Genomic DNA, 24020 nt, shown 5'->3' on the forward strand with positions numbered 1-24020 from the left:
GTTCATGTATCTGAAATGTTCAGCTCCGGGCACTGCGCCAGGCATCGATCAGTTCAACGAAGATGCCTTGCACCTGGCGGATCAGCGTTTGATCGTCGATCTCACCGGCCAGCCACGCGCGGCTCGGCTCCTGGAAGATCGTGCGGCCCACGGCGAAACCGCGACAGGTCCGGCTCTTGCTGGCTTGCGCAAACCCTTCGGCCAACGCCGTCGCCGGAGCGTTCAAGCCCAGCAACACCACGCCACGGCAGTACGGATCGCGCTCCTGAATCAAATCGTCCAGTTGCTTCCACTGCTCGGCACTTTGCGCTTCGATCTTCCACCACGCCGGGTAGATGCCCAGGTTGTAGAGTCGCTTGAGCGCGCGATACAGCACGTCCGGGTGCGTCGAGGGGTGGTCCTTGGGCGGGATGATTTCCAGCAGCAGTTCATGACCGCTGACTTGCGAGGCCTGGTACAGCCCCTTGATCTGGGCCTCCTGCTCAAGGCGCAACAGGGGCTCGTCGTCGGGATGGAATTGCACCAGGCATTTGATGATCTGCTCCTGTGGCCAGGCAATCAGATTGCTGCCGATCGATCGCCCGTGTTCGAACGCCAGCGGTCGGGAGCCCTGGACCTCCACAGGCCGCGCCACCCACCAGCCACGACCGGTGGCGGCGTTCAGCGAGTCCTGACCGAATCGCTGGTCCGCCAACAGGCCGACGTCAGCCTCGATGCCCTGTTCGCGCAAATCGCTTTCGACCCGTTCGACGGCCGTAATGAACAGTTGCTTGAGTTCGCAGATAGCGTTGAGATCGCGCCCGCCCTTTTGCGCCAGCTCCACAAGTTGCCGGCGATGATCGAAGGCGAAAATGAACAGTTGCTTCCATTGTTTGCGCGGCACGCTGACCTGATGCAGGCGTTGCAGGGTGGCGTCCTGATCCGGTCGCGTGATCGGCACCGGGCTGCTGAACAGATAATCGAGTTCGGCGCGGGTCGGCATCGCCGGAGCGCAGGCATGGCGTGAAACCACCAGGCCACCGCAGGCATTGGCCAACTGGCAGCAGCGCTCATCGCTGGCATCCTCCAGCCAACCACTTAGAAAGCCCGACATGAAGGCATCCCCGGCGCCCAGTACGTTCAGCACTTCGACTCGCACGCCAGGATAAATCGCACCGTCTTCGAGCCGTTGTGGAATCGCCCCGTGAATCACTGTGCAACCTTGCGCACCGAGCTTGACCACCAGGGTCGCTTCGCTCAATCGGCGGACATTGCGCAGTGCGGTGAGCAAATCCCCGGCACCGCCGGCGATCAGGAACTCTTCTTCGGTGCCGACAATGAGATCGAAGCGCGGGAGGATTTTCTGCACGTGCTGGCTGACGCTCTGGTCGGCCACAAACCGGGTTTCGCCGTCAGCCTTGCCGGCAAGCCCCCACAACACAGGGCGGTAGTCGATATCCAGAATCCGTTTGACGTTGTGTTTGTGCGCATATTCCAGCGCCTGGACGCTGGTCTTGTAGACGCCGTCGGTGGAGAAATGCGTGCCGGTGATCAACAAGGCCTTGCTGGAGGCGATATAGGCTTCGCTGATGTCTTCGGCGCGCAACGCCATGTCGGCGCAGTTTTCACGGTAGAACACCAGCGGGAAGGTTTCGCGGTCCTTGAGACCGAGCAGCACCATTGCCGTCAGGCGCTCGTGATCGACCTTGACGGCGCTGATGTCGCATCCCTCCCGAGCCAGGGACTCCAGCAAGAAGCGTCCCATGTGATCGTCTCCCACCCGGCTCAGCATCGCCGATTTGAGCCCCAGGCGCGCGGTGCCGAAAGCGATGTTGGCGGACGATCCACCGAGGTATTTGGCGAAACTGCTCACATCCTCCAGTCGCGCCCCGACTTGCTGCGCGTAAAGGTCGACGCCAAGACGCCCCAGGCAAATCAGATCCAATTGACGTCCACTGGCAAAACGAGTCTGGCCCATGCTGGCTCCTGTTGTTTTTATCAGCCTGCGTTCACGACGATCAACGTGTCGCACACGCTTGGTGGAATCAGACTAAAACGAGCGGAAACGATAAATCAATAATTATTCCAATTATTTTTTACGTGGAATATTTTTTCCAATAGACTTCGATTCAAGCCAAGCTGGCGCGGTGCATCGTTTCAGCAACCGAGCCCTGCCCGCAAGCTCAAGATTTTGTCCGGGCCTAGCCTGTAGACTGCGCACAGCCAACCTATTGTCAGGGGACGACGCACAGCATCGTCCCCATAAGAACAAGCCAGAAGGATTCCCTATGTCCCGCACCGATCAGCCGGCTTCGACCGAGAGCACGTCAGACAGCGATCTCGTCAGCCCCCCGATCAACGCCGAGCGCCTGTTGCAACTGATCACCAACGAATACGAAAGCCTGCCACGCCAGCTCAAAAGCATCGCCAGTTACATGAGCCAGCAAAGCGATCGGATCATGGTCGACCGCATCAGCGACATCGCCCGCGAGTGCGAAGTACACCCGTCAGCCATCGTGCGGTTCTCCCAGCGCTTCGGCTTCAGCGGCTTCAGCGAAATGCAGGCGCTGTTCCGCGAGGCGTATACCCACAAAACCACGCCGGTGCAGAACTACCAGCAGCGCATTCGCAGCCTGATTGCCAACAAGTCGCAGAAAGCCAGCGGCGGCGACCTGGCGCGCGAGTGCATCGATGCCACCCTGTCGGGCATCGAACGGCTCGGACAGGAACTGGATGACCAGGCTTTCGAAAAGGCTGTGGACCTGGTGGTCAATGCCGACAACATCTACGTGGTCGGCGTGCGTCGCTCGTTCGCGGTCGCCGACTATCTGGTCTACAACCTGCAGCACACCAACAAGCGCATCCACCTGGTGTCGGGCCTGGGCGGCACCTATCGCGAGCAGATGCGCAGCGTGCGCGCCAACGACCTGGTGATCGCCATCAGCTTTACCCCGTACGGCAAGGAAACCCAGCACTGCCTGCGCATCGCCCAGCATCATCAGGCGAAAACCCTGATCATCACCGACAGCAATCTCTCGCCTCTGGCCAAACGCGCCAACACTCTGCTGCTGGTCAACGAAGGCAGTTCGTTCGCGTTCCGTTCATTGAGTGCGACTCTGTGTCTGTGCCAGGCGCTGTTCATCGCCGTGGCCTATCGACTGGAACTGAAGGTCGATGAGATTCACGAGCAGGTGGGGTTCGAAGACTGACGAGGTGGAACATTGGATCATGTGATGTAAATATTTTTTCTATAATTTGATTAGAAAGAATTTTTATTCTACAAATGAGCCTTCTGAAACTGAAAATTCAAAAGGCTCCCGTCATGCGCGAACTCGGAATCGGACTTATCGGTACAGGCTTCATGGGCCGCGCCCACGCCCTGGCTTTTCGCAACGTCAGTGCGGCATTCGAACTGCCCTTCACAATTCGCCTGGCCGCGTTGGCCGATGCCGATCCCACCCGCGCGCAAGCCTGCGCCCAGGCCTGGGGCTTTGAGCAGGCCTATGACGACTGGCAGCGCTTGATTGACGACCCGAGAGTCGACCTGATCGCCATCACCACCCCCAACCATTTGCACTACCCGATGGCGATGGCCGCGATTGCCGCGGGCAAGCCGGTGTACTGTGAAAAACCGCTGTCGGTGAGCCTCGAACAGTCCAACGCCATGCACCTGGCGGCCAGAAATGCGGGCGTAGTCACCCGTGTCGGTTACAACTACCAGCACAATCCCATCATCGGCCTGGCCCGGGAACTGATCCTGAGCGGTGAACTCGGCGAGATCGTCAGTTTTCAGGGCGAATTCAGCGAAGACTTCATGGCCGATCCCGCATCACCCTGGTCGTGGCGCTGCGAGGCCGGGCACGCGGGCGGCGCGCTGGCGGATCTGGGCAGCCACTTGCTGGCCATGGCGCGCTATCTGATCGGCGAGGTGGAAGCGGTTTGCGCCCAATTGCAGACCGTCCACGGTCAGCGTCCGGCAACAGCCGGGAGCCAGGAACTGCGCGCCATTGCCGTCGACGATCAGGTCCATGCACTGCTGCGTTTTACCCGCGGCACCAGCGGCACGTTCAGCAGCAGTTGGCTAAAGCACGGCTACAAGAATCACCTGAGTTTCGAGATCAGTGGCACCCGGGGCACCCTGTCATTCGATCAGGAACGCTTGAATGAACTACGTCTGTGTCGCGTCGGACAGGAGGGTTTCCAGCGACTGCTGGCCGGCCCGAACCTGCCCGGTTACGCCGCGTTCAGTCCCGCAGCGGGGCATCAGCTGGGTTACAACGAGTTGAAGACGCTGGAGGTGCACGAACTGATCATGGCCCTGGCCGGGCAAGGACAGACCGGCACCGATTTCGAGCAGGCCTTTGAAGTGGAACGATTGGCGACGGCGATTCGTCTGGCTGCGCGGGAGGAGCGCTGGGTGAAAGTCAGCGAGGTGTGATGGTTGATGAGTTACCAGCGCAGCCGGACCCATCGATCAAGCATGCGGGAAGAATGACCGCATGCCTGATCGATCCAGAGCATTCAATCCGCCATCGCCATTCTGAGTGCAACCGAAGCCTCAAGCAGCTTGTGCGCCTGAATCGAAACTGCCTCCGCCAACTCATCGTTTCCGGCCTGCTTGAGCGTTGCGGCCAAATCCAGCAGCTTCCCGATCTCCGTCTCAATCGAGCGAACGGATTCTCCTACCTGGTATCGGAGTGAGTGAGCCATTTCCATCCTTCCTGTGAGCGAATCGCCCGGAAGACTACATCACGTTGGATCGTTCAGTGCAGACATCACCCGACTCGCGACCCAACCATCTGTTCAGTGGAGCGTCAACGCCCTGCGACTCTCACCAATCCTGATCCTGTCCAACGCCCGATTCAGCGCATCCAGGGCATCAAGCAACGCCTTCGCCTCGGCCTCGCGTCCGTTGCCCCAGAGACGTTCGGCCATTGTGTTCAAAGCCTGGATGGCGCGCTCGATTTCGGCGGCAGTGGCGGGTGGTGGGGGTTTTGTGAGTTTGTTTGGCATGGTCGAAGTTTCCGGAAGACGGTTTGTGACGACTTGGAACGTCGCATGATTGAGCTGGAACCGGGGGCATTTCGGATGCCTCGTTGACGACTTTCTGCTACCCCATATGATCGCCCGCTGAATCGTGAAGTGATCTCTCCAGGTACCACTGCTGTAGCAACTGGCATCACTTTACCCCAAGCATGAAGAGGTCCATTAGATGGCGAGGCAATGGGACTGCAAATTATCATTCATGCCCGAACCGAAATGGATGACACGCATGAAGCTATGGATCGCAGTTTGTCTCGCCGCGGCAGTATCAGGTTGCGGCACCATCAAAACGCTGACGGACGAGGAAGGCGCCAGCGACAACCTGGCAAGGTGGAAGTCAAATTGCCAGACTATCCCTCGCGCCTACAGCGGCGCCGCTTATCAATTCTGCAATTTGAATGGACCAGCCCGGTCGGGCCCTCACTGGGCCGCACCGCCCATTGTTCTGGACATGGCAGTTTCCGGTATTGCAGACACGATTCTCCTTCCTTACACCGGCTATCTGCAGTATGAGCAAGGCGACATTCAGATTCGTCGAAGGCAATAGGTATTCAGGGAGGTGAGGCTTAAGCGTTTTTTAGACATGAAAAAGCCCAACCTTTTCAGATTGGGCTAGTCATTGAACATCAGCTTACTTAGCTTTAGCGCTCTTGATATCGCTGATGATTTGCTGAGCGATAGCTTCAACCTGCTCCTTGGTCATGGCTGACATGATTCCCTCCCAAGCAGACGACGAAGTGTCGTAAGTCCGAGTGCCAATAAGGCGTCCCGACTTAATATCTGAATAATCCGCGCTGGAGTTAACCCAGGCGTTACCGACCATCACGCCCGCACCATAGCGCGCACCCGGGGTGATGTATCGAAAGTTGGTCACGTTGATCCTGATGCCTACGCCGTCTTTGTCAGCGGGGATAGAAGCTTTAGTATCCAGAAGGCTATAGCCAGCACGAGTTGCTTCGTTGTGCAGAGCTTCGGTCCACTCTTGCTTCAGACGAGGCCAATCCTCATTCTGCTGAACCTTGTTGTTGCCTTGGAAATTTACGATCAGGTTGTGTTTAGCTGACTCAGGAATGGCAAGCGACTCGGTGCCACCGCTTTTCACTTTGGCCGCACAGCCGCTCAGCAGCGATACGCCAATAAAGCACGAGGCGACGAATAGGGTTTTAGTGATTTTCATAGAATTTCCATATCCTGAAAAGCGTGCATGCACGATCAAAAAATCTCTGACAGATCGGTTCAGCAGAGAGGTAGAGTTGTGCGACTTTAGCCGATCCTGACTCGATCCACTCCCCCGATATGATCCATTCAAAGCATCGAGAGATGCTTCGTCCCGGTTCTCGACCATCGTTCGGTCTGTTGTTCGATGCCCTGGCTGGACAGAACTGTATCGGAGCCTCCACTCACCACGAACACGTTTGAGGCAAACAAAGTGTCAGCGACTGAATCAGGTGGCCCAGCTCTGGCCATTCTGAGGGAGGAAAACAGAATCCCCCGCAAAATTCCCTGCGCATGAAAAAGCCGAACTGATGAGAGTTCGGCTAAGTCATTTGAAAAATATGGTCGGGACGGAGTGATTCGAACACTCGACCCCTAGCACCCCATGCTAGTGCGCTACCGGACTGCGCTACGCCCCGACTAGGCGTGAAACCTGTTCTTCACCTCGAAGAACGCTCAAGAATATATCGCAAGCTTTTGAAAACTGGAAGTATTTAAAAGCAGTAATTTTATTTCTTGAGGACCACCAGAACATCTTCGAGCTCAGCGATCATCTGGCGAATCATTTGTTTGTATTGCGTGGTGTCGTCTTTGGCTTCATCGCCGGACAAGCGCAGGCGTGCGCCGCCGATGGTGAATCCTTGATCGTAAAGAAGCGCGCGGATCTGCCGGATCATCAGCACGTCCTGGCGCTGATAATACCGGCGGTTTCCGCGGCGTTTGACGGGGTTGAGTTGAGGAAACTCCTGCTCCCAATAGCGCAGCACGTGCGGTTTTACCGCACACAGCTCGCTGACTTCACCGATGGTGAAGTAGCGTTTGCCTGGGATGACGGGAAGCTCGTCGTTATGACTTGGTTCCAGCATAAGCCTCAACTCGGGCCTTCAACTTCTGCCCTGGACGAAAGGTGACCACACGGCGAGCCGTGATTGGAATTTCTTCCCCGGTTTTCGGATTGCGGCCAGGCCGCTGGCGTTTGTCCCGCAGGTCGAAATTGCCGAAACCGGACAATTTGACCTGCTCGTTGTCTTCAAGAGCGTGCCTGATTTCCTCGAAAAACAGTTCGACCAACTCCTTGGCTTCCCGCTTGTTCAGGCCCAGCTCTTCATACAGACGTTCCGCCATCTCAGCTTTCGTCAAAGCCCCCATACGTCACTTCCTTAACGTGGCGTTCAACCTTTGTTCGAGCGAGGTGAGGATGTTTTGCGTTGTGGAATTCACCTCATCGTCATTAAGAGTGCGCGATGGATGCTGCCAGGTCAAGCCGACGGCGAGGCTTTTTCTATCAGGATCAATGCCTTTACCCTGATACACGTCAAATAGCCTGAGGTCTGTCAGCCATTCGCCTGCATTTTCACGGATTACGTCCAGTACAGCCGAGGCTGCAACGTCCTGGTGCGCAATCAGTGCAAGGTCACGACGCACTTCAGGAAAGCGCGACAACTCGTGGAATTTCGGCATTTTGCCCGAGGCCACTTCCGCCAGAACCAGCTCGAAAACGAAAACCGGACGATCCAGACCCAAGGTTTTCGACAATTCAGGGTGGATGGCGCCGACGAAACCGACCAGACGACCTTCACGTTCGATCCGCGCGGTTTGGCCCGGGTGCAGCGCCGGGTGCTTGCCCGGTACGAAAGTGAACGCATCCAGTGCACCGGCGAAGCCCAGTACCGCTTCCACGTCAGCCTTGACGTCGAAGAAGTCGACCACGTCGCGACCTTGCGCCCAGCCTTCCGGCAGACGGCTACCGCAAACGACACCCGCCAGCATCGGCTCTTGCTTCAAGCCTTCCAGCTGACCCACGAAACGCAGACCGCTCTCGAACAGACGAACGCGATCCTGTTGACGGTTCAGGTTGTGCTGCAACGCCTTGACCAGACCCGGCCACAGCGACGAACGCATGGCGGCCATGTCGTTGGAAATCGGGTTGGCCAACAGCAACGGCTCGACACCCGGATTAAACAGCTCGAACTGTTTCGGATCGATGAAGCTGTAGGTGATCGCTTCCTGATAGCCACGGGCAACCAGCAGACGACGCAGCTCCGGCAGATCGCTGCGGGCTTCGGCCTTGGCTTGTGGCGCCAGGCGCGCTTGCGGGTAACGAACCGGCAGGCGGTTGTAGCCGTACAGACGGGCCAGCTCTTCGATCAGGTCGACTTCCAGGCTGATGTCGAAGCGATGGCTTGGCACTTCCACGCGCCACTGCCCTGCCCCTTCAGCCGTGACGAGCAGACCCAGGCCGCTCAGCAGGCTTTCGACTTCGGTCGAATCCATTTCCATACCCAGCATCTGGGTAATGCGCTGGGCACGCAGGGTGACCGGGGCAACCGACGGCAGGTGCTGCTCGCTGACGGTCTCGATGATCGGGCCGGCTTCGCCACCGGTGATTTCCAGCAGCAGGCCGGTGGCGCGCTCCATGGCTTCACGGGCCAGCTGCCAGTCCACGCCACGCTCGTAACGGTGCGAGGCATCGGTGTGCAGGCCGTAGGAACGGGCCTTGCCAGCGACGGCGATCTGATCGAAGAAAGCGCTTTCCAGGAAGATGTCGCGCGTGGTCGCAGTGTTGACGCCGCTGTGCTCGCCACCCATGACGCCGGCAATCGCCAGAGCGCGGGTGTGGTCGGCGATCACCAGCGTATCGCTACGCAGGCTGACTTCCTGACCGTCGAGCAGTACCAGCTTCTCGCCTTCTTCGGCCATGCGCACACGGATGCCGCCGTTGATTTCGGCAAGATCGAAGGCGTGCAGCGGTTGACCCAGCTCGATCATCACGTAGTTGGTGATGTCGACGGCAGCGTCGATGCTGCGCACGTCGGCACGACGCAGACGCTCAACCATCCACAGCGGTGTTGGCTTGGACAAGTCGACGTTACGGATCACACGACCCAGGTAACGCGGGCAGGCAGCAGGTGCCAGCACTTCGACCGGACGCACTTCGTCGTGCGCAGCAGGAACGGCGGCAACGACGGGACGAGTCACCGGAGCGGCGTACAGTGCGCCGACTTCACGGGCCAGACCCGCCAGCGACAGGCAGTCGCCACGGTTCGGGGTCAGGTCGACCTCGATGCTGGCATCGTCCAGTTTCAGGTATTCACGGATGTCCTGGCCCACTGGCGCATCGGCCGGCAGTTCCATCAGGCCATCGTTGCCCTCGCCCACTTGCAGTTCGGCTTGAGAGCACAGCATGCCGTTGGACTCAACGCCACGCAGCTTGGCTTTCTTGATCTTGAAGTCGCCCGGCAGTTCGGCACCGAGGGTGGCAAACGGGACCTTCAAGCCTGGACGCACGTTTGGCGCGCCGCACACGACCTGGAAAGTCTCCGAGCCATTGCTGACCTGGCAAACACGCAGTTTGTCGGCATCGGGGTGCTGTTCGGTGCTCAGCACCTCACCCACGATCACGCCGCTGAATTCGCCGGCGGCCGGAGTGACGCTATCGACCTCGAGACCGGCCATCGACAGACGAGCAACCAGCTCATCGCGACTTACCTGCGGGCTAACCCAGCCACGCAGCCATTGTTCACTGAATTTCATCCTGCTCTCCTAAGAATTCGTTACGACTAGCGAAATTGCGCGAGGAACCGCAAGTCGTTGTCGAAGAACAGACGCAAGTCGTTCACGCCGTAACGCAGCATGGCCAGACGCTCGACGCCCATGCCGAAGGCAAAGCCCGAAAACTCTTCCGGATCGATCCCGGACATGCGCAGCACGTTCGGATGAACCATGCCGCAGCCCATGACTTCCAGCCAGCCGGTCTGCTTGCACACACGGCAGCCTTTGCCGCTGCACATCACGCATTCCATGTCGACTTCAGCAGATGGCTCGGTGAACGGGAAGTAGGAAGGACGGAAACGCACGGCCAGCTCTTTTTCGAAGAACACGCGCAGGAATTCTTCGATGGTGCCTTTAAGGTCGGCGAAATTGATATCGCGATCGACCAGCAGGCCTTCGACCTGGTGGAACATCGGCGAGTGGGTGATATCTGAGTCGCTGCGGTACACACGGCCTGGGCAGACGATGCGGATCGGCGGCTGTTTCGATTCCATGGTGCGGACCTGTACCGGCGAGGTATGGGTGCGCAGCAACATGTTGGCGTTGAAATAGAAGGTGTCATGCATCGACCGGGCCGGGTGGTGGCCTGGGATGTTGAGCGCTTCAAAGTTGTGATAGTCGTCTTCGACTTCCGGGCCTTCGGCGATGCCGTAGCCGATGCGGGTGAAGAACTGCTCGATACGTTCCAGAGTCCGGGTAACCGGATGCAGACCGCCAGAGGTCTGGCCGCGGCCAGGCAGGGTCACGTCAATGGATTCGGCGGCGAGCTTGGCCGCAAGATCGGCCTCCTCGAATAACGCCTTGCGCGCATTGAGAACCTCTGTGACACGCTCCTTGGCAACGTTGATCAGCGCGCCGACTTGTGGGCGCTCTTCTGCCGGCAAATTCCCCAGGGTCTTCATCACCTGAGTCAATTCACCCTTTTTGCCAAGGTAGTGAACCCGGATTTGCTCCAGGGCATTGATATCTTCAGCGCTTTGCACAGCCTCTAGTGCTTGCGAGACGAGCGCGTCCAGGTTTTCCATGTACAGACTCCAGATACGAAATAGGGGAAGAGCTTGAAGGCTCTTCCCCTATTTATGACGTTTAACACCTGACCCCACAGAGGTGAGGTCGGGTGACTGTCGGGGGTACTTAAGCCAAGGTGGCTTTAGCTTTCTCGACAATCGCAGCAAACGCCGCTTTTTCGTTCACTGCCAGATCAGCCAGAACCTTACGGTCGATCTCGATGGACGCTTTTTTCAGGCCGGCGATGAAACGGCTGTAGGACAGACCGTTGATACGAGCACCAGCGTTGATACGAGCGATCCACAGAGCGCGGAACTGACGTTTTTTCTGACGACGGTCACGGTAGGCGTATTGGCCTGCCTTGATTACCGCTTGCTTGGCAACACGGAATACGCGCGAACGAGCGCCGTAGTAGCCTTTAGCAAGTTTCAGAATTTTTTTGTGACGCTTACGGGCAATGACGCCACGCTTTACACGAGCCATGAGTTACTTCCTCTATTCTTGACTAAAATTAACGAAGGCGCAGCATGCGCTCGACTTTTGCCACGTCGGACGGATGCAGCAAGCTGCTACCGCGCAGTTGACGCTTACGCTTGGTCGACATTTTGGTCAGGATGTGGCTCTTGAAAGCGTGTTTGTGCTTGATGCCGTTAGCAGTTTTCAGAAACCGCTTAGCTGCACCACTTTTGGTTTTCATCTTTGGCATGTTCGGATACTCCGCATTCAGTTGATAAACATAATCAGAAGGCCTGCCGTGCCCTGTTGATTATTTCTTCTTTTTCGGGGCGATGACCATGATCAGCTGGCGTCCTTCCATCTTAGGATGCTGTTCGACCGAACCGTACTCGAGCAAGTCACCTTCAACTCGCTTGAGGAGTTCCATCCCCAGCTCCTGGTGGGCCATCTCACGGCCGCGGAATCGCAAGGATACCTTGGCCCTGTCCCCGTCACTCAGGAAACGTACCAGGTTGCGTAGTTTTACCTGGTAATCCCCTTCCTCCGTCCCTGGACGAAACTTGATTTCTTTTACCTGAATCTGCTTCTGGTTCTTCTTCGCCGCTGCAATCTGTTTCTTCTTTTCGAAGATCGATTTGCCGTAGTCCATCACCCGGCAAACAGGCGGGACTGCGTCAGCGGAAATTTCTACCAGATCAAGCTTGGCTTCTTCAGCAATACGAAGCGCTTCATCAATCGAGACGATGCCAATCTGCTCGCCGTCAGCGCCAATTAACCGAACCTCGCGTGCCGAGATATTCTCGTTGATCGGGGCTTTCGGTGCAGTTCGTTTATCTTGTCTCATATCACGCTTAATAATAATTACTCCGAATCTTGGCGACCACGCCGGGAAACCGCTTGCGCGAGGAACTCGGAGAATTGGGCGACGGGCATCGAGCCCAGGTCAGCACCTTCACGAGTGCGCACAGCGACAGTCTGCGTCTCGACTTCCTTATCTCCAATAACCAAGAGATAGGGAACCTTGAGCAAGGTATGCTCGCGGATTTTAAAGCCGATCTTTTCATTTCTCAAGTCAGACTTGGCACGAAACCCGCTTTCGTTGAGAGTTTTTTCTACCTGGGCGACAAAATCTGCCTGTTTATCAGTGATATTCATCACCACAGCCTGCGTCGGCGCGAGCCACGCAGGGAATGCACCCTCGTAGTGTTCGATCAGAATTCCGACGAAACGCTCGAACGAGCCAAGAATCGCCCGGTGCAACATCACCGGATGCTTGCGGCTGTTGTCCTCGGATACGAACTCGGCACCCAGACGGACAGGCAGGTTGAAATCGAGCTGCAGGGTACCACACTGCCAGACACGGCCCAGGCAATCTTTCAGCGAGAATTCGATCTTCGGACCGTAGAACGCACCCTCACCCGGCTGCAGATCGTACGGCAGGCCCGCGCTATCGAGGGCTGCGGCCAGGGCAGCTTCGGCGCGATCCCACAACTCGTCGGAACCGACGCGTTTTTCCGGACGAGTGGACAGCTTCATCTCGATGTCCTTGAAGCCGAAGTCGGCGTAGACATCCATGGTCAGCTTGATGAAGGCGGCAGATTCGGCCTGCATCTGCTCTTCAGTGCAGAAGATGTGAGCATCGTCCTGAGTGAACGCACGCACGCGCATGATGCCGTGCAAGGCACCCGATGGCTCGTTACGGTGGCAGGCACCGAATTCGGCCAGGCGCATCGGCAGCTCGCGGTAGCTCTTCAGGCCCTGGTTGAACACCTGCACGTGGCAAGGGCAGTTCATTGGCTTGATGGCGTAGTCGCGGCTTTCCGACTCGGTGGTGAACATGTTGTCGGCGTAGTTGGCCCAGTGGCCGGACTTTTCCCACAGGCTGCGATCAACGACCTGAGGCGTCTTGATCTCGAGGTAGCCGTTGTCGCGCTGCACCTTGCGCATGTACTGCTCGAGCACCTGATACAGGGTCCAGCCGTTCGGGTGCCAGAACACCATGCCCGGCGCTTCTTCCTGGGTGTGGAACAGGCCCAGGCGCTTGCCGATCTTGCGGTGATCGCGCTTTTCCGCTTCTTCGATGCGCTGGATGTAGGCGGCCAGCTGCTTCTTGTCAGCCCATGCGGTGCCGTAGACGCGCTGCAATTGCTCGTTCTTGGCATCGCCGCGCCAGTAGGCGCCGGACAGCTTGGTGAGCTTGAAGGATTTCAGGAAGCGGGTGTTCGGCACGTGCGGGCCACGGCACATGTCGACGTATTCTTCGTGATAGTACAGGCCCATGGCCTGTTCATTCGGCATGTCCTCGACCAGACGCAGCTTGTAATCTTCGCCACGGGCCTTGAACACTTCGATCACTTCGGCGCGCGGAGTGACTTTCTTGATCACGTCGTAATCTTTCTCGATCAGCTGCTGCATGCGCTGCTCGATCGCCGCCATGTCGTCCGGAGTGAAAGGACGCTCGTAGGCGATGTCGTAATAGAAGCCTTCGTCGATGACCGGACCGATGACCATTTTGGCGGTCGGGTACAACTGCTTGACCGCATGGCCAACCAGGTGAGCGCAGGAGTGACGAATGATCTCCAGCCCCTCTTCATCCTTTGGCGTGATGATTTGCAGCGTAGCGTCGCTGTCGATGATGTCGCTGGCGTCGGCCAGCTTGCCATTGACCTTGCCGGCCACGGTGGCCTTGGCAAGACCCGCACCGATGGATGCGGCGACCTCGGCGATGGACACCGGGTGGTCGAATGAACGTTGACTGCCGTCGGGAAGAGTAATAGTTGGCATGGCGCCTCCTCTCCTAGTGGTGACCCCTACCAAAGGTCACGTGGGTTGGGATGAGCCAGTACAAGATCCGATCCAGGCCATTCAATGACGAACGCCTGCCTTACAGCGGCAGGAGCCTTGCGGCCAACCGGAAACCGAACCAGAGTGACTGGGATTCAAATCAGGATTATTCGGGTTTCTGCCGCGGCCGGGACTGAAGGTCGACCGGCGCCTGCAAGCGCCCGAGCGCAGCATCCTAGCACAGATGAACGGTCGTGGCGGCGCGAAGGTTGGCGACGGCGCAAATCCGGCGTTTTTATGCCAGAGTGATGAACTAGATCGCCGCTTTACCCCTCAGATAACAAGACATTGACCCACAAGGAGCATCCCGGCATGCGTCTGAATCGTTTATTCGCTGTAGTCGCACCTATCGTTCTGTCGCTACCGCTGGCCGCCCACGCCGACTGGCCCAAGGGCGAGCGCGAGAAGTATATGGCGCAGTGCACCCAGGCTGCCGAGCAACAGATCGGTGCAGCCGCGGCAAAAGCCCACTGCGCTTGCGGGGCCGACGCGATCAAATCGTACCCGGCCAAGGACCTTCAGGCTCTGATGGACAACCAGGCCAGTGACGCCCTGAAACAACAGGCCCTGACCCAGATCAGCAAGTGCAAGGCCAACAATCCGGCGAAAAAATAAGCCTGACTGAGCCTGCAAACGGGTTTTCCGAGGGGAAAAAGTCCCGGAAAGGTCGTTTTTCCTGTGATTTATGCAGGTTTTACAGCTTTTTTTATCGTCTTTACGTTCGGCTGAAAGCCTTTTAAAACGGGGCTTTCAGCGATAACGGGCAACAAAGAATGTGCGACTGTAGGGCAAACAGCTGCCTCGGGGGGCTCCCAAAGCGAACATTTCGACTATGATACCCGGGTGTGCCCAGTTGGCCTGAGCAGCACAGTACTACTGAAAATATATGTTTCTTGGAGATACACCATGTCTAATCGCCAAACCGGCACCGTTAAATGGTTCAACGATGAAAAAGGCTTCGGCTTCATCACTCCTCAAGGTGGCGGTGACGACCTGTTCGTACACTTCAAAGCTATCGAAAGCGACGGTTTCAAAAGCCTGAAAGAAGGCCAAACCGTATCCTTCGTGGCTGAGAAAGGCCAAAAGGGTATGCAAGCTGCTCAAGTTCGCCCAGAGTAATTTCCAGGCGCACTAAAAACCCCGTCCATGTGACGGGGTTTTTTGTGGGTGATGCAAACGTCCGGATGATCAGCCGCAGTTGACGCGGATCACGACCCGACTGGCATCGGTGTTGAGGTTCAGACGGTCGGAACGGTATTCCAGCGTGATCATGTCGTTAGGCTGGAGGAACCGGGCCATTTGCGCACCGGAACGGGTACGCGCCTGCTCCAGCAGTTCGGGCGAAGCCTGTTTGCCAACGGCAAATTCGGCCGCCTTGGCCTCACAACGGCTATGACCCGAGTCAGTCGTCGTTTCAGGGTTTGTGGTCGACTCGGATGTACCTGTGCTGCAGCCCGACAGCATGGCAACGGCCAACAAAGCACCCAATGACGCGAACTTCCAAGGCATGAAGCCTCCTTATTTCCAGAGATAAGCTGAGATCTTGCGACCGCCAATATGGCGATTGGTTTCACAGGCCGTTATCGATGATAAACGGCGAGTTTGCCTGAGCATCGCCCCGCCCTTCACACTGCAATCGTGACTGAATATGAACAGCGCTCAATAGACGTCGATATAGTCGAACGCCGGCTTAGGCCAATTCTGCTTCAGCGCATTGAAAATCTGCATGACCCAGACCTCGTCGCTGGCAGCGACCCGGCCGACATAACCCGAGCCCTTGGCCCAGGTTTCCAGGCGAAACAACAAGCCATCGATATCGGTGCCGCCGACGACTCCTGATGAAATATAGGCGATGCCGCCCTTGGTCACACGCAGTTGCGTGTGTTCATCATCGCTGGCGGACGCGAGCATTTGACGCACGGCTTCAAGGGTCAAACCGTCAGGGGTGTTCAGATCGATCTGCACAGCGCAGTCCTTGAAAAGTCCTCAAAGACCCAGTGTCGCATAGCGGACCCGGCATAAGAACCTGCTACTTCAACCGCGCCAGACGCTCCACCAGCAGATCGAAGAGACCATCGGCATCGCCGCCCTCGACCCAAAACGCGTTTTTCGGCGCCTTGAGGCCGTCGTGCCAGTCGACGATGGTCTGGCCGAACGCCGGACCCTCGCTGCTATCGACCACCACGTTCACCTCGCGCCCGGTGAACAACTGGGGCTTGAGCAGATAGGCGATCACCGTCGCGTCATGCACCGGGCCACCCGGAATGCCGTAGTGCGCCATGTCGGCCTTGATGTAGTCATTGAGAATATCCACCACCAGCTTGCTGGCGTGATTGTTCAGCGCGGCGATCTTGTTCAGACGAGCATCGCTGGTGAGGATCTTGTGGGTCACGTCCAGCGACAGATAGGTCAGTTTCACGCCACTCTTGAGCACCACCTCGGCCGCCTGCGGATCGGCGAACAGGTTGAACTCGGCCACCGGCGTGATATTCCCGCCGTTGAAGTGCGCACCGCCCATGATCACCACTTCCTTGATGCCTTGAACGATGCCCGGCTCCTGGATCAGTGCCAGCGCCAGGTTGGTCTGCGGCCCGAGCATGGCAATGGTGATGCTGTGCGGCTTGGCCGACATCAGCGTATCGATCAGGTAATCGATGGCGTTGCCGTCGACCAGGCCTTTTTTCGGTTCATGGACAGGCACGCCCGACAGCCCTTCCACGCCATGAATGTTCTCGGCGTAGATGGGAGTGCGCATCATCGGTTTCTTGGCCCCGGCATAGACCGGCACGTCTTCGCGCCCTGCCCACTCGCGCGCCAGCCGCGCATTACGCGAAGTCTTGTCCAGGCGCACGTTGCCGGCAACGGTGGTCAGCGCACGAATGTTCAACTCCTGCGGCGAGGCCAGGGCGAACAGCAAGGCCACCACATCGTCGGCACCAGGATCGGTGTCGATGATCAGATCGATTTTTTCCGCCGCGTGGGCGCCAGTGGCGGTCATCAGGGACAAAAGCAGCAGACTCCGAAACAGGTGATGCAGTTTGCGGGCACAACGATACATGGCGCACTCCTTGTGCAAAATGGAAAACAACAATCCGTCAGAACGTCACTCCGGCGACCAGCACGATGTTGCAGTACGGCTGGCATTCACCGGTGCGCACAACCGCCCTCGCCTGTCGACTGAGCACCTTGAACTGCTCGTGACTGAGCAACTCGCGCCGGCCCAGCGCACCTTCGGCATTCAGCTCGTCCAGGGTCACCAGGGCCGTCGGTTTCTTCTGCAGGATTTCCTCGGCCAGGACATGGCTTTCGACCTGCATTTCGCTGAGCACGACCTTCAGGGTGCCGATGAAATCCGGTACGCCATGGGTCAGGGCAAGGTCGATCAATTCGACGCCCGGCGGCACGGGCAGCCCCGCGTCGCCGATCACTACTTTGTCGCCGTGACCGAGGGAGGCGATCAGTCGCGACAGCGCGACGTTGAGCAAAGGGGTCTTTTTCATGGTGTGTTGAACGCCTGGACTTCGGACAAGGTAGGAATCGACGGCTGCGCGCCGGCGCGTGTGACCGACAACGCGGCAGCGACCTGCCCGAAGCGGATCGCCTCGGCTTCGCTTTTACCGTTGGCCAACGCGGCGGCGAAACCGCCGACGAAGGTATCGCCTGCGGCGGTGGTATCGACCGCCTTCACCGTCGGCGCAGGAGAATGCTCGAAGCGCTGACCGTCGGCGAACAGCGCGCCCTGGACACCGAGGGTGATGATCACTTTGCCGGCGCCCATTTCGATCAGGCGCGTCGCGGCGGTTTCAGCCGTCTCCCGGGAATCCACCGGCAGGCCGCTGAGGGCCGACGCTTCGCTCTCATTGGGAATCAGGTAATCGATGTTGGCGTACCAGTCCGCCGGTAGTGGACCGCTGGCCGGCGCCGGATTGAGGATCACGGTCTTGCCCAGTTCCCGACCACGCTTGAGCGCGTGGCCCACCGTGGCATACGGGACTTCCAACTGGCAGATGATCACATCGGCGGATTGCAGGACCGAATCGAAGCAGCCGATCAGCGCGGGCGTCAGCTCACCGTTGGCACCGGCCACGATCACGATCGCGTTCTGGCTGTTGTCGTCGACCACAATCAGCGCCACGCCGGTGGAACCGGCCACGGTGCTGACCGCCTGGCAATCGATTTGCTCGGCCATCAGGGCCGCGCGAAGCTCGGCGCCATAGGCATCGCTGCCCACACAACCGACCATCGACACCTGTGCCCCCAGTCGCGCGGCGGCCACGGCCTGATTGGCCCCCTTGCCGCCCGATACCGTGGCGAACGACTGGCCTATCAGCGTTTCACCGCCTCGCGGCAGCCGAGGCGCCCGGGTCACCAGGTCCATGTTCAGGCTGCCTATCACCACTACTTTTGCTGGCATTTCTCACTACTCATTCATTCGGTTTTAGCGGTATTCGGTGAACACACCGGCCAGCGGTGCAGTCGATTCGCGCATCACGATGCTCGGCGTCACGATTCGTTGCTCGGTAGCCAGGGCCGGCGTGGCGATCCGGCGCAGCAGCACGCCGGCGGCCATCTCGCCGAGTTGCAGGATCGACTGCCCCACGGTGGTCAATGCCGGGTAGACATAACGGCTCATCTGGATATCGTCGAAGCCGATCACCGACAGTTCCGTCGGGACGCGGATGTTGCGTTCGGCGGCGGCCCGCAAAACGCCGAAACCGATCATGTCGTTGGCGGCGAAAATCGCACTCGGCGGCTTGCCTTCCAGCAACGTAGCGGCAGCGTTGTAGCCGCCGGTGCTGGTGAAGTCGCTTTCCACCATGCGTTCGGCGGGCACTTTCAGCCCCGCGTCTTTCAGTGCCCGGCAAAAACCGGCCAGACGCATCTGCGCCACGCTGGTGGCTGCAGGACCGCTGATGGTGGCGATGTCGCGATGGCCCAGCTCCAGCAGATGCCGAGTCGCCAGGTAGGCACCGTATTCGTGATCGATCCGCACCAGATCGGCATCGACGCCTTCCAGTCCACGGTCGACGATCACCATCGGCGTACGCACACCCGCCAGACCTTCGGCCAATCCGCTATCGCCGCCGGCCGATGCAACGATCAGCCCGTCGATGCGTTTTTCCAGCAGCACGCGCAGATAACTGCGCTGCTTGTCCGGGTCGTCGTCGGAGTTGCAGAGGATCACGCAATAGCCGTTGCGCTCGCAGTAGTCCTCGATACCCCGGGCCAGTTCGGCGAAGTACGGGTTGAGGCTGTTGGGCACCAGCAAACCGATGGTGGCCGTGGTTTTGGCCTTGAGCGACCGGGCCACGGCGCTGGGTACGTAGTCGAGGGTCTTGATCGCGGCCTCGACCTTGATCCGCACCTCTTCGCTGACCGGCCGGGTCTTGTTCACCACGTGGGAAACCGTGGTGTAGGAAATGCCCGCCAGTGCCGCCACATCTTTGATTGTTGCCATGACTCAGCTCCGCCGGCTTGCGCGTTGACTGCGATAAGTATCGAGCACCACCGCGACCACGATCACCGCGCCAGTAATGATGCGCTTGGTCGGCTCGGTGGCGCCGATCTGCGCCAGCCCCGCCGCCAGCACCGAAATGATCAACACGCCGAAGAAAGTACTGATCACCGAACCGCGACCACCCATCAGGCTGGTGCCGCCGATCACCACGGCGGCGATCACTTGCAGTTCCAGGCCGGAGCCGGCGTTCGGGTCCGCCGCTTCCAGGCGGGAAATCTGGAACAGCGCCGCGATCCCCGCCAGCAGGCCCATGAGGCTGAACACCAGAATCTTGTAGGGCTTGGGATTGATACCCGCCAGACGTACCGCCTCTTCGTTGGTACCGATGCCGATCAGGTAACGACCGAACACGGTGCGGGTCAAGACGGCCTGGGCGATGAAAATGATCAGCAAGGCAATGATGAACGACGGCGAAATGCCAAAGGCGATCGGATTGGACAGCCAGGCGAAGGCATCACCGATGTAAGCGGTGCGCGAGCCAGTCATCTGATAGGCCACGCCGCGGGCCATTTCCAGCACGCCCAGGGACACGATGAACGACGGAATGCGCCAAGCCACAGTGATCGAACCGGTGATGGTGCCGGCCAGCGCTGCCGCCGCCATGCCGAGCAAAGCCGCCGGCAGAACGCTCCAGCCCCAGCCGAGAATCGCCACGCTGACGGTCGACGCGGCAAGCGCCAGCACCGAGCCCACCGACAGGTCGATGCCGCCGATGATCAACACGAAGGTCATGCCGACCGCCAGCACCATCAGGTCGGGAATCTGGTTGGCCAGGGTGCTGAAGGTGTCATAGGACAGGAAATGGCTGCTCAGGATGGAGAACAGCACGACCATCGCCAGCAAGGCACCGGCCAGGCCGAGGTAAGTCCCCAGGCCGTAAAAGTTGCCGCTGCGTTTGCCGGCTGAAGATGCGGTATTCATCGAAGGTCCCCAGGCGCTGCTTCGTTGAGCAGCGCATCACGTTTTTGGTAGCCGGCGAATGCGGCGGCAAGCAAGTCATCCTGATTCCAACTGTCGCGCTCGAAGGTGTCGATCAGGCGCCCGGCGGACAACACGCCGATGCGGTCGCAGATCAGCATCAATTCGCGCAGGTCGCTGGACACCACCACCAGCGCCTTGCCCTGGCGGGTCAACTCGCCGAGCAGTGCATAAATGTCGAACTTGGCGCCGACGTCGATGCCTCGGGTCGGTTCGTCGAACAGCAGCACCGAGCAGTCGCGCTCCAGCCAGCGGCCGATCACCACTTTCTGCTGGTTGCCGCCGGACAGTTCCGAGACCAACTGGGCCGGGCCGGAGCTGCGGATGCGCATGGCATCGATCTGGCGCTGGGCCAGGGACGTTTCATCGCTCTGGTTGACGAATCCGCCGCTGGAAATGCCGGGCATGTTGCCCAGCGCGATGTTGGCGCTGATCGATTGCGTCAGCAGCAAGCCTTCGCCCTTGCGGTCCTCGGTGATCAGGGCAATGCCGTGAGCCACCGCATCCACCGGTGACCGGATGCTGACCACCTGCGCGGGCGAACCCAGCGCCACGGTGCCGCTGTCTGCGGTATCGGCGCCGAAGATCAGGCGCAGCAACTCGGTGCGCCCTGCCCCGATCAGGCCGGAAATGCCGAAGATCTCGCCGGTACGCACTTCGAAGGACACGTCGCGCACCTTGTCGGCGCGGCTCAGGCCCTTGACCGTCAACGCCGGGGCACCGATGTTGCGCGCGCCCATGTCGATGTGTTCGCCGAGCTCGCGACCGACCATCAACGTGACCAGTTGCTCGCTGTTGTAATTGGCCATCGGCTCGACACACACCAGATTGCCGTCGCGCAGTACCGCAATGCGCTGGGCGACCCGGGCCAGTTCTTCGAGGCGATGGGAGATATAGATGATCGACACGCCACGGGCCTGCAGGCGGGTGATCTGCTCGAACAGCATCTCGACTTCGCGGGCGGTGAGCATCGCGGTCGGTTCGTCGAGGATCAGCACGTGGCAATCGCCGATCAGGTTGCGGGCGATCTCGACCATTTGCTGGTGACCGATGCCCAGGTCACCGACCAGGGTGTCCGGGTCGATGGCATCGAGCCCGACCTGGGCCATGGCTTCGATTGCCGCCTTGCGCAATTGCTTGCGACTGATCCACCCGCCGTTGCTGGGCAGGTTGTCGAGAAACAGGTTTTCCGCCACCGACAGCGTTGGCAACAGATTGAGTTCCTGCATGACCATGCGGATGCCCAGGTCTTCGGCCTGGGTACGGCTGCCGGGGCGGTAGTCCTGCCCCTGAAACTGCATCTGGCCGGTGGTCGGCGTGACCAGCCCGCCAATGATCTTCGACAGCGTGCTTTTGCCGGCGCCGTTCTCACCGGTCAGCGCCAGCACTTCACCGCGCATCAGCGTCAGGTCAATGCCGGTCAGAACCGGTTGGGCATAGGTCTTGCCGATACCGCTGACCGACAGGACAGCGTTCGGGGCATGAACGGACATAAAACTCTCCATGCGCTCGCCCGGACGGACGAGCGCCAGTGTGTCGCCAGAGGATTACTTGGTAACCAGCTCTACCGGCGTCTCGATCACGCCATTGGCGCTGTCGACTTTTTCGCCCTTGATGATCTTCAGCGCCGTCTCGATGCCGAATACCGCTTGCTTGGCAGCGAACTGATCGGCCGTGGCCAGCACGCGACCGTCATTGAGCATTGGCTTGATGGCATTGATGTTGTCGTAGCCGACCACTTGCACCTTGCCGGCTTTGCCAGCGGCGCGCACGGCGGAAACCACGCCGACCGCCATGCTGTCGTTACCGGCCAGCAGGGCCTTGATTTGCGGGTATTCGCTGAGCATGGCAGCGGCAACCTTGTTGCCCTTGTCGATTTCCCAGTCACCGGACTGCACGGAAACCACCTTGATCTGCGCCGCCTCCATCGCATCCTTGAAGCCTGCGGTGCGGGCCTGGGCGTTGGTGGTGGTCGAAACGCCTTCGATGATGCCGACTTCGTCACCGGCCTTGAGCTGCTTGGCCAGATAGTCACCCACCAGGCGCGCGCCCTTGCGGTTATCCGGGCCTACGAAAGGAACATTGATGTTCTTGCTCTTGAGTACCGCCGGGTCCAGTTGGTTGTCGATGTTGATCACGGTGATACCGGCATCCACCGCTTTCTTGATCACCGGCACCATGGCCTTGGAATCAGCGGGCGCGATGACCAGCGCATCGACTTTGGAAACGATCATCTGCTCGACGATGCGGATCTGGTTGGTCGTATCAGTCTCGTCCTTGATGCCATTGGAAATCAGGTCGAATTCGCCGGAGTGGTCTTTCTGGTAGGCCTTGGCGCCGTCTTCCATGGTCAGGAAGAATTCATTGGCCAGGGATTTCATGACCAGCGCGACTTTGGGTTTTTCCGGGGATTGGGCGAATGCGGAAGAGACTGGCAGCGCGGCGGAGGCGGCAGCCAGCATAGCGACAGCGAGAAAACGTCCAGCGAATGGCAGCTTCATGGATTTACTCCGGTCTTATGATTATTGTGAGCAACGCTTGCTGACGTAAACTGCTTGGTGTTTTACCGGCAGTTTTTGCCCACCGGAAACATCTCGCAAACGTTTGCGTAGACCGAACTATGCGAATCTTGTCGAAATTTGTCAACGACAGGAATTGCTCCTGCCGAAGTCGGGAGACAAACGTACATCATGCCGTAGTGTTGACGACGTTTCCGGAGCCCGCCAATTCCTTCGCCAGACTGGCCACCACCTGCATGAGTGCCGCAGTCGTCGACATGATCTGTGCCTGAATCGCCATGATCGCTGTGGTTTTCGCTTCCGGCGTCGGGAACGACGCGGCCTGAGTCGCCGCCAGTTGCTGCTGTTGCTCGCGCAATTGCTCCTGCAGTTCGCGCATGCGCTTGAGCAGTTCCTTCACGGTCGGGCTCTGGTTGCTGTCGGCGCTTTCAGCTTTCTCGGTGCGATTGATGTCCTTGCCCAGAATGGTGGATTTCTCCTCCTCCACCCCCAGCCTTTGCGCGGCGGTGTCCGAGGTCGATTCACTCAAGGTGTCGGTCGTCGATGAAGGCTTCCCGCCGATATTGATGACCGATGCTTGTGGAAAACCGATAGTCAGTGACATGTGAACTTCCTGATAAAAAGATCCTTTACAGCCGCATCGGCCGAGGCAGCGGTTTCTTTAGCAAGGATTTACAAAGATGTTTTCGGGGAGCCGAACGAAATCGCGGCGTGCGGTCGGAAACCCGGACGGAGCAGACTCGCAGCGCTTCTTTCAGTTTGTTTAAAAACATAAACAAATCAGCCAGTTAAACGCTTTTCTCTACACATGATGTGACTGGTATAGATCCTGCTCTTCAACAATGCCTCCAAACGTTCAGATTCGTTTGGGCGCATCTAGATGAACCTGCATCTGCACCGTCACCACT

General features: G+C 58.8%; 27 protein-coding genes and 1 tRNA gene. 5 read left to right on the top strand and 23 right to left on the bottom strand.

What is annotated here, in order from left to right:
• Nucleotides 1–19: 19 nt before the first annotated feature.
• Nucleotides 20–1957: a bifunctional 5-dehydro-2-deoxygluconokinase/5-dehydro-2-deoxyphosphogluconate aldolase gene (locus ACW9JE_RS03325; protein WP_224533699.1), complete on the bottom strand. Its 1938-nt coding sequence runs from the start codon at nucleotides 1955–1957 to the stop codon at nucleotides 20–22.
• A 310-nt stretch (nucleotides 1958–2267) separates the two neighbouring features.
• Between ACW9JE_RS03325 and ACW9JE_RS03330 the strand changes: the two genes are divergently transcribed.
• A complete protein-coding gene (locus ACW9JE_RS03330; RefSeq protein WP_224533700.1) occupies nucleotides 2268–3188 on the top strand; it encodes a MurR/RpiR family transcriptional regulator in 921 nt (306 codons plus the stop codon).
• A 113-nt stretch (nucleotides 3189–3301) separates the two neighbouring features.
• Nucleotides 3302–4417 (top strand): Gfo/Idh/MocA family protein, encoded by a 1116-nt coding sequence (locus ACW9JE_RS03335; protein ID WP_457431901.1) that lies wholly within the window; start codon nucleotides 3302–3304, stop codon nucleotides 4415–4417.
• Between the two features lie 83 nt (nucleotides 4418–4500).
• On the opposite strand, the gene ACW9JE_RS03340 is transcribed toward ACW9JE_RS03335, so the two are convergent.
• Complete coding sequence (locus ACW9JE_RS03340; protein ID WP_457431902.1) at nucleotides 4501–4689, bottom strand: hypothetical protein; 189 nt, start codon at nucleotides 4687–4689, stop codon at nucleotides 4501–4503.
• 93 nt (nucleotides 4690–4782) lie between these two features.
• Nucleotides 4783–4992, bottom strand: coding sequence for a hypothetical protein (locus tag ACW9JE_RS03345; RefSeq protein WP_224533703.1), 210 nt, complete (start codon nucleotides 4990–4992; stop codon nucleotides 4783–4785).
• A gap of 259 nt (nucleotides 4993–5251) precedes the next feature.
• On the opposite strand from ACW9JE_RS03345, the gene ACW9JE_RS03350 reads away from it, so the two are divergent.
• Nucleotides 5252–5569 (top strand): YceK/YidQ family lipoprotein, encoded by a 318-nt coding sequence (locus tag ACW9JE_RS03350; protein ID WP_224533704.1) that lies wholly within the window; start codon nucleotides 5252–5254, stop codon nucleotides 5567–5569.
• Nucleotides 5570–5653: 84 nt separating this feature from the next.
• On the opposite strand, the gene ACW9JE_RS03355 is transcribed toward ACW9JE_RS03350, so the two are convergent.
• The 10 genes from ACW9JE_RS03355 to thrS form a co-directional block, all read right to left on the bottom strand.
• Nucleotides 5654–6199 carry a hypothetical protein gene (locus ACW9JE_RS03355; RefSeq protein WP_224533705.1) on the bottom strand — a complete coding sequence of 182 codons (546 nt, stop codon included), beginning with the start codon at nucleotides 6197–6199 and terminating at the stop codon, nucleotides 5654–5656.
• A gap of 380 nt (nucleotides 6200–6579) precedes the next feature.
• Nucleotides 6580–6656 (bottom strand) — tRNA-Pro (locus ACW9JE_RS03360).
• Between the two features lie 90 nt (nucleotides 6657–6746).
• A complete protein-coding gene (locus ACW9JE_RS03365; RefSeq protein WP_003179985.1) occupies nucleotides 6747–7103 on the bottom strand; it encodes a MerR family transcriptional regulator in 357 nt (118 codons plus the stop codon).
• The gene (gene ihfA, locus ACW9JE_RS03370) at nucleotides 7084–7386 is read right to left on the bottom strand and encodes an integration host factor subunit alpha (protein ID WP_002553164.1); all 303 of its coding nucleotides are present in this window, start codon (nucleotides 7384–7386) and stop codon (nucleotides 7084–7086) included. Before ihfA ends, ACW9JE_RS03365 begins: the two co-directional genes overlap by 20 nt.
• 3 nt (nucleotides 7387–7389) lie before the next feature.
• Nucleotides 7390–9771 carry a phenylalanine--tRNA ligase subunit beta gene (gene pheT, locus ACW9JE_RS03375; protein WP_457431903.1) on the bottom strand — a complete coding sequence of 794 codons (2382 nt, stop codon included), beginning with the start codon at nucleotides 9769–9771 and terminating at the stop codon, nucleotides 7390–7392.
• A gap of 26 nt (nucleotides 9772–9797) precedes the next feature.
• Entirely contained in the window at nucleotides 9798–10814 is a 1017-nt protein-coding gene (gene pheS / locus ACW9JE_RS03380; protein ID WP_110967418.1) for a phenylalanine--tRNA ligase subunit alpha, read from the bottom strand.
• A 109-nt stretch (nucleotides 10815–10923) separates the two neighbouring features.
• Entirely contained in the window at nucleotides 10924–11280 is a 357-nt protein-coding gene (rplT, locus tag ACW9JE_RS03385) for a 50S ribosomal protein L20 (RefSeq protein WP_007905879.1), read from the bottom strand.
• A 28-nt stretch (nucleotides 11281–11308) separates the two neighbouring features.
• Nucleotides 11309–11503: a 50S ribosomal protein L35 gene (gene rpmI / locus ACW9JE_RS03390; protein WP_002553160.1), complete on the bottom strand. Its 195-nt coding sequence runs from the start codon at nucleotides 11501–11503 to the stop codon at nucleotides 11309–11311.
• Between the two features lie 60 nt (nucleotides 11504–11563).
• Nucleotides 11564–12115, bottom strand: coding sequence for a translation initiation factor IF-3 (gene infC, locus ACW9JE_RS03395; RefSeq protein ID WP_178076697.1), 552 nt, complete (start codon nucleotides 12113–12115; stop codon nucleotides 11564–11566).
• Complete coding sequence (thrS, locus tag ACW9JE_RS03400; RefSeq protein WP_110967417.1) at nucleotides 12115–14037, bottom strand: threonine--tRNA ligase; 1923 nt, start codon at nucleotides 14035–14037, stop codon at nucleotides 12115–12117. The genes infC and thrS overlap by 1 nt, the downstream gene beginning before the upstream one ends.
• A 372-nt stretch (nucleotides 14038–14409) precedes the next feature.
• On the opposite strand from thrS, the gene ACW9JE_RS03405 reads away from it, so the two are divergent.
• Together ACW9JE_RS03405 and ACW9JE_RS03410 are read left to right on the top strand one after the other, a co-directional pair.
• Nucleotides 14410–14712 (top strand): hypothetical protein, encoded by a 303-nt coding sequence (locus ACW9JE_RS03405; protein WP_224533707.1) that lies wholly within the window; start codon nucleotides 14410–14412, stop codon nucleotides 14710–14712.
• Nucleotides 14713–15003: 291 nt separating this feature from the next.
• A complete protein-coding gene (locus ACW9JE_RS03410) occupies nucleotides 15004–15216 on the top strand; it encodes a cold-shock protein (RefSeq protein ID WP_003179963.1) in 213 nt (70 codons plus the stop codon).
• 69 nt (nucleotides 15217–15285) lie between these two features.
• On the opposite strand, the gene ACW9JE_RS03415 is transcribed toward ACW9JE_RS03410, so the two are convergent.
• The 10 genes from ACW9JE_RS03415 to ACW9JE_RS03460 all read right to left on the bottom strand — a co-directional run bounded on the left by ACW9JE_RS03415 (nucleotide 15286) and on the right by ACW9JE_RS03460 (nucleotide 23716).
• On the bottom strand, nucleotides 15286–15606 hold the full coding sequence (locus ACW9JE_RS03415) for an I78 family peptidase inhibitor (protein ID WP_224533708.1): 321 nt from the start codon (nucleotides 15604–15606) through the stop codon (nucleotides 15286–15288).
• Between the two features lie 150 nt (nucleotides 15607–15756).
• Nucleotides 15757–16062 (bottom strand): hypothetical protein, encoded by a 306-nt coding sequence (locus ACW9JE_RS03420; protein ID WP_175377507.1) that lies wholly within the window; start codon nucleotides 16060–16062, stop codon nucleotides 15757–15759.
• 64 nt (nucleotides 16063–16126) lie between these two features.
• The gene (locus tag ACW9JE_RS03425) at nucleotides 16127–17155 is read right to left on the bottom strand and encodes a nucleoside hydrolase (RefSeq protein WP_457431904.1); all 1029 of its coding nucleotides are present in this window, start codon (nucleotides 17153–17155) and stop codon (nucleotides 16127–16129) included.
• Nucleotides 17156–17192: 37 nt separating this feature from the next.
• A complete protein-coding gene (gene rbsD, locus ACW9JE_RS03430) occupies nucleotides 17193–17597 on the bottom strand; it encodes a D-ribose pyranase (protein ID WP_457431905.1) in 405 nt (134 codons plus the stop codon).
• Nucleotides 17594–18511, bottom strand: coding sequence for a ribokinase (gene rbsK, locus ACW9JE_RS03435; protein ID WP_457431906.1), 918 nt, complete (start codon nucleotides 18509–18511; stop codon nucleotides 17594–17596). The genes rbsD and rbsK overlap by 4 nt, the downstream gene beginning before the upstream one ends.
• A 24-nt stretch (nucleotides 18512–18535) precedes the next feature.
• Entirely contained in the window at nucleotides 18536–19555 is a 1020-nt protein-coding gene (locus ACW9JE_RS03440; protein ID WP_457431907.1) for a LacI family DNA-binding transcriptional regulator, read from the bottom strand.
• A gap of 3 nt (nucleotides 19556–19558) precedes the next feature.
• On the bottom strand, nucleotides 19559–20536 hold the full coding sequence (locus ACW9JE_RS03445; protein ID WP_175377512.1) for an ABC transporter permease: 978 nt from the start codon (nucleotides 20534–20536) through the stop codon (nucleotides 19559–19561).
• Nucleotides 20533–22086: a sugar ABC transporter ATP-binding protein gene (locus ACW9JE_RS03450; RefSeq protein ID WP_457431908.1), complete on the bottom strand. Its 1554-nt coding sequence runs from the start codon at nucleotides 22084–22086 to the stop codon at nucleotides 20533–20535. Before ACW9JE_RS03450 ends, ACW9JE_RS03445 begins: the two co-directional genes overlap by 4 nt.
• Before the next feature lie 54 nt (nucleotides 22087–22140).
• Complete coding sequence (locus tag ACW9JE_RS03455) at nucleotides 22141–23094, bottom strand: substrate-binding domain-containing protein (protein WP_457431909.1); 954 nt, start codon at nucleotides 23092–23094, stop codon at nucleotides 22141–22143.
• Nucleotides 23095–23281: 187 nt separating this feature from the next.
• A complete protein-coding gene (locus ACW9JE_RS03460; protein ID WP_457431910.1) occupies nucleotides 23282–23716 on the bottom strand; it encodes a hypothetical protein in 435 nt (144 codons plus the stop codon).
• Between the last annotated feature and the right edge of the window lie 304 nt (nucleotides 23717–24020).

Source organism: Pseudomonas sp. SDO55104_S430, from assembly GCF_054070595.1.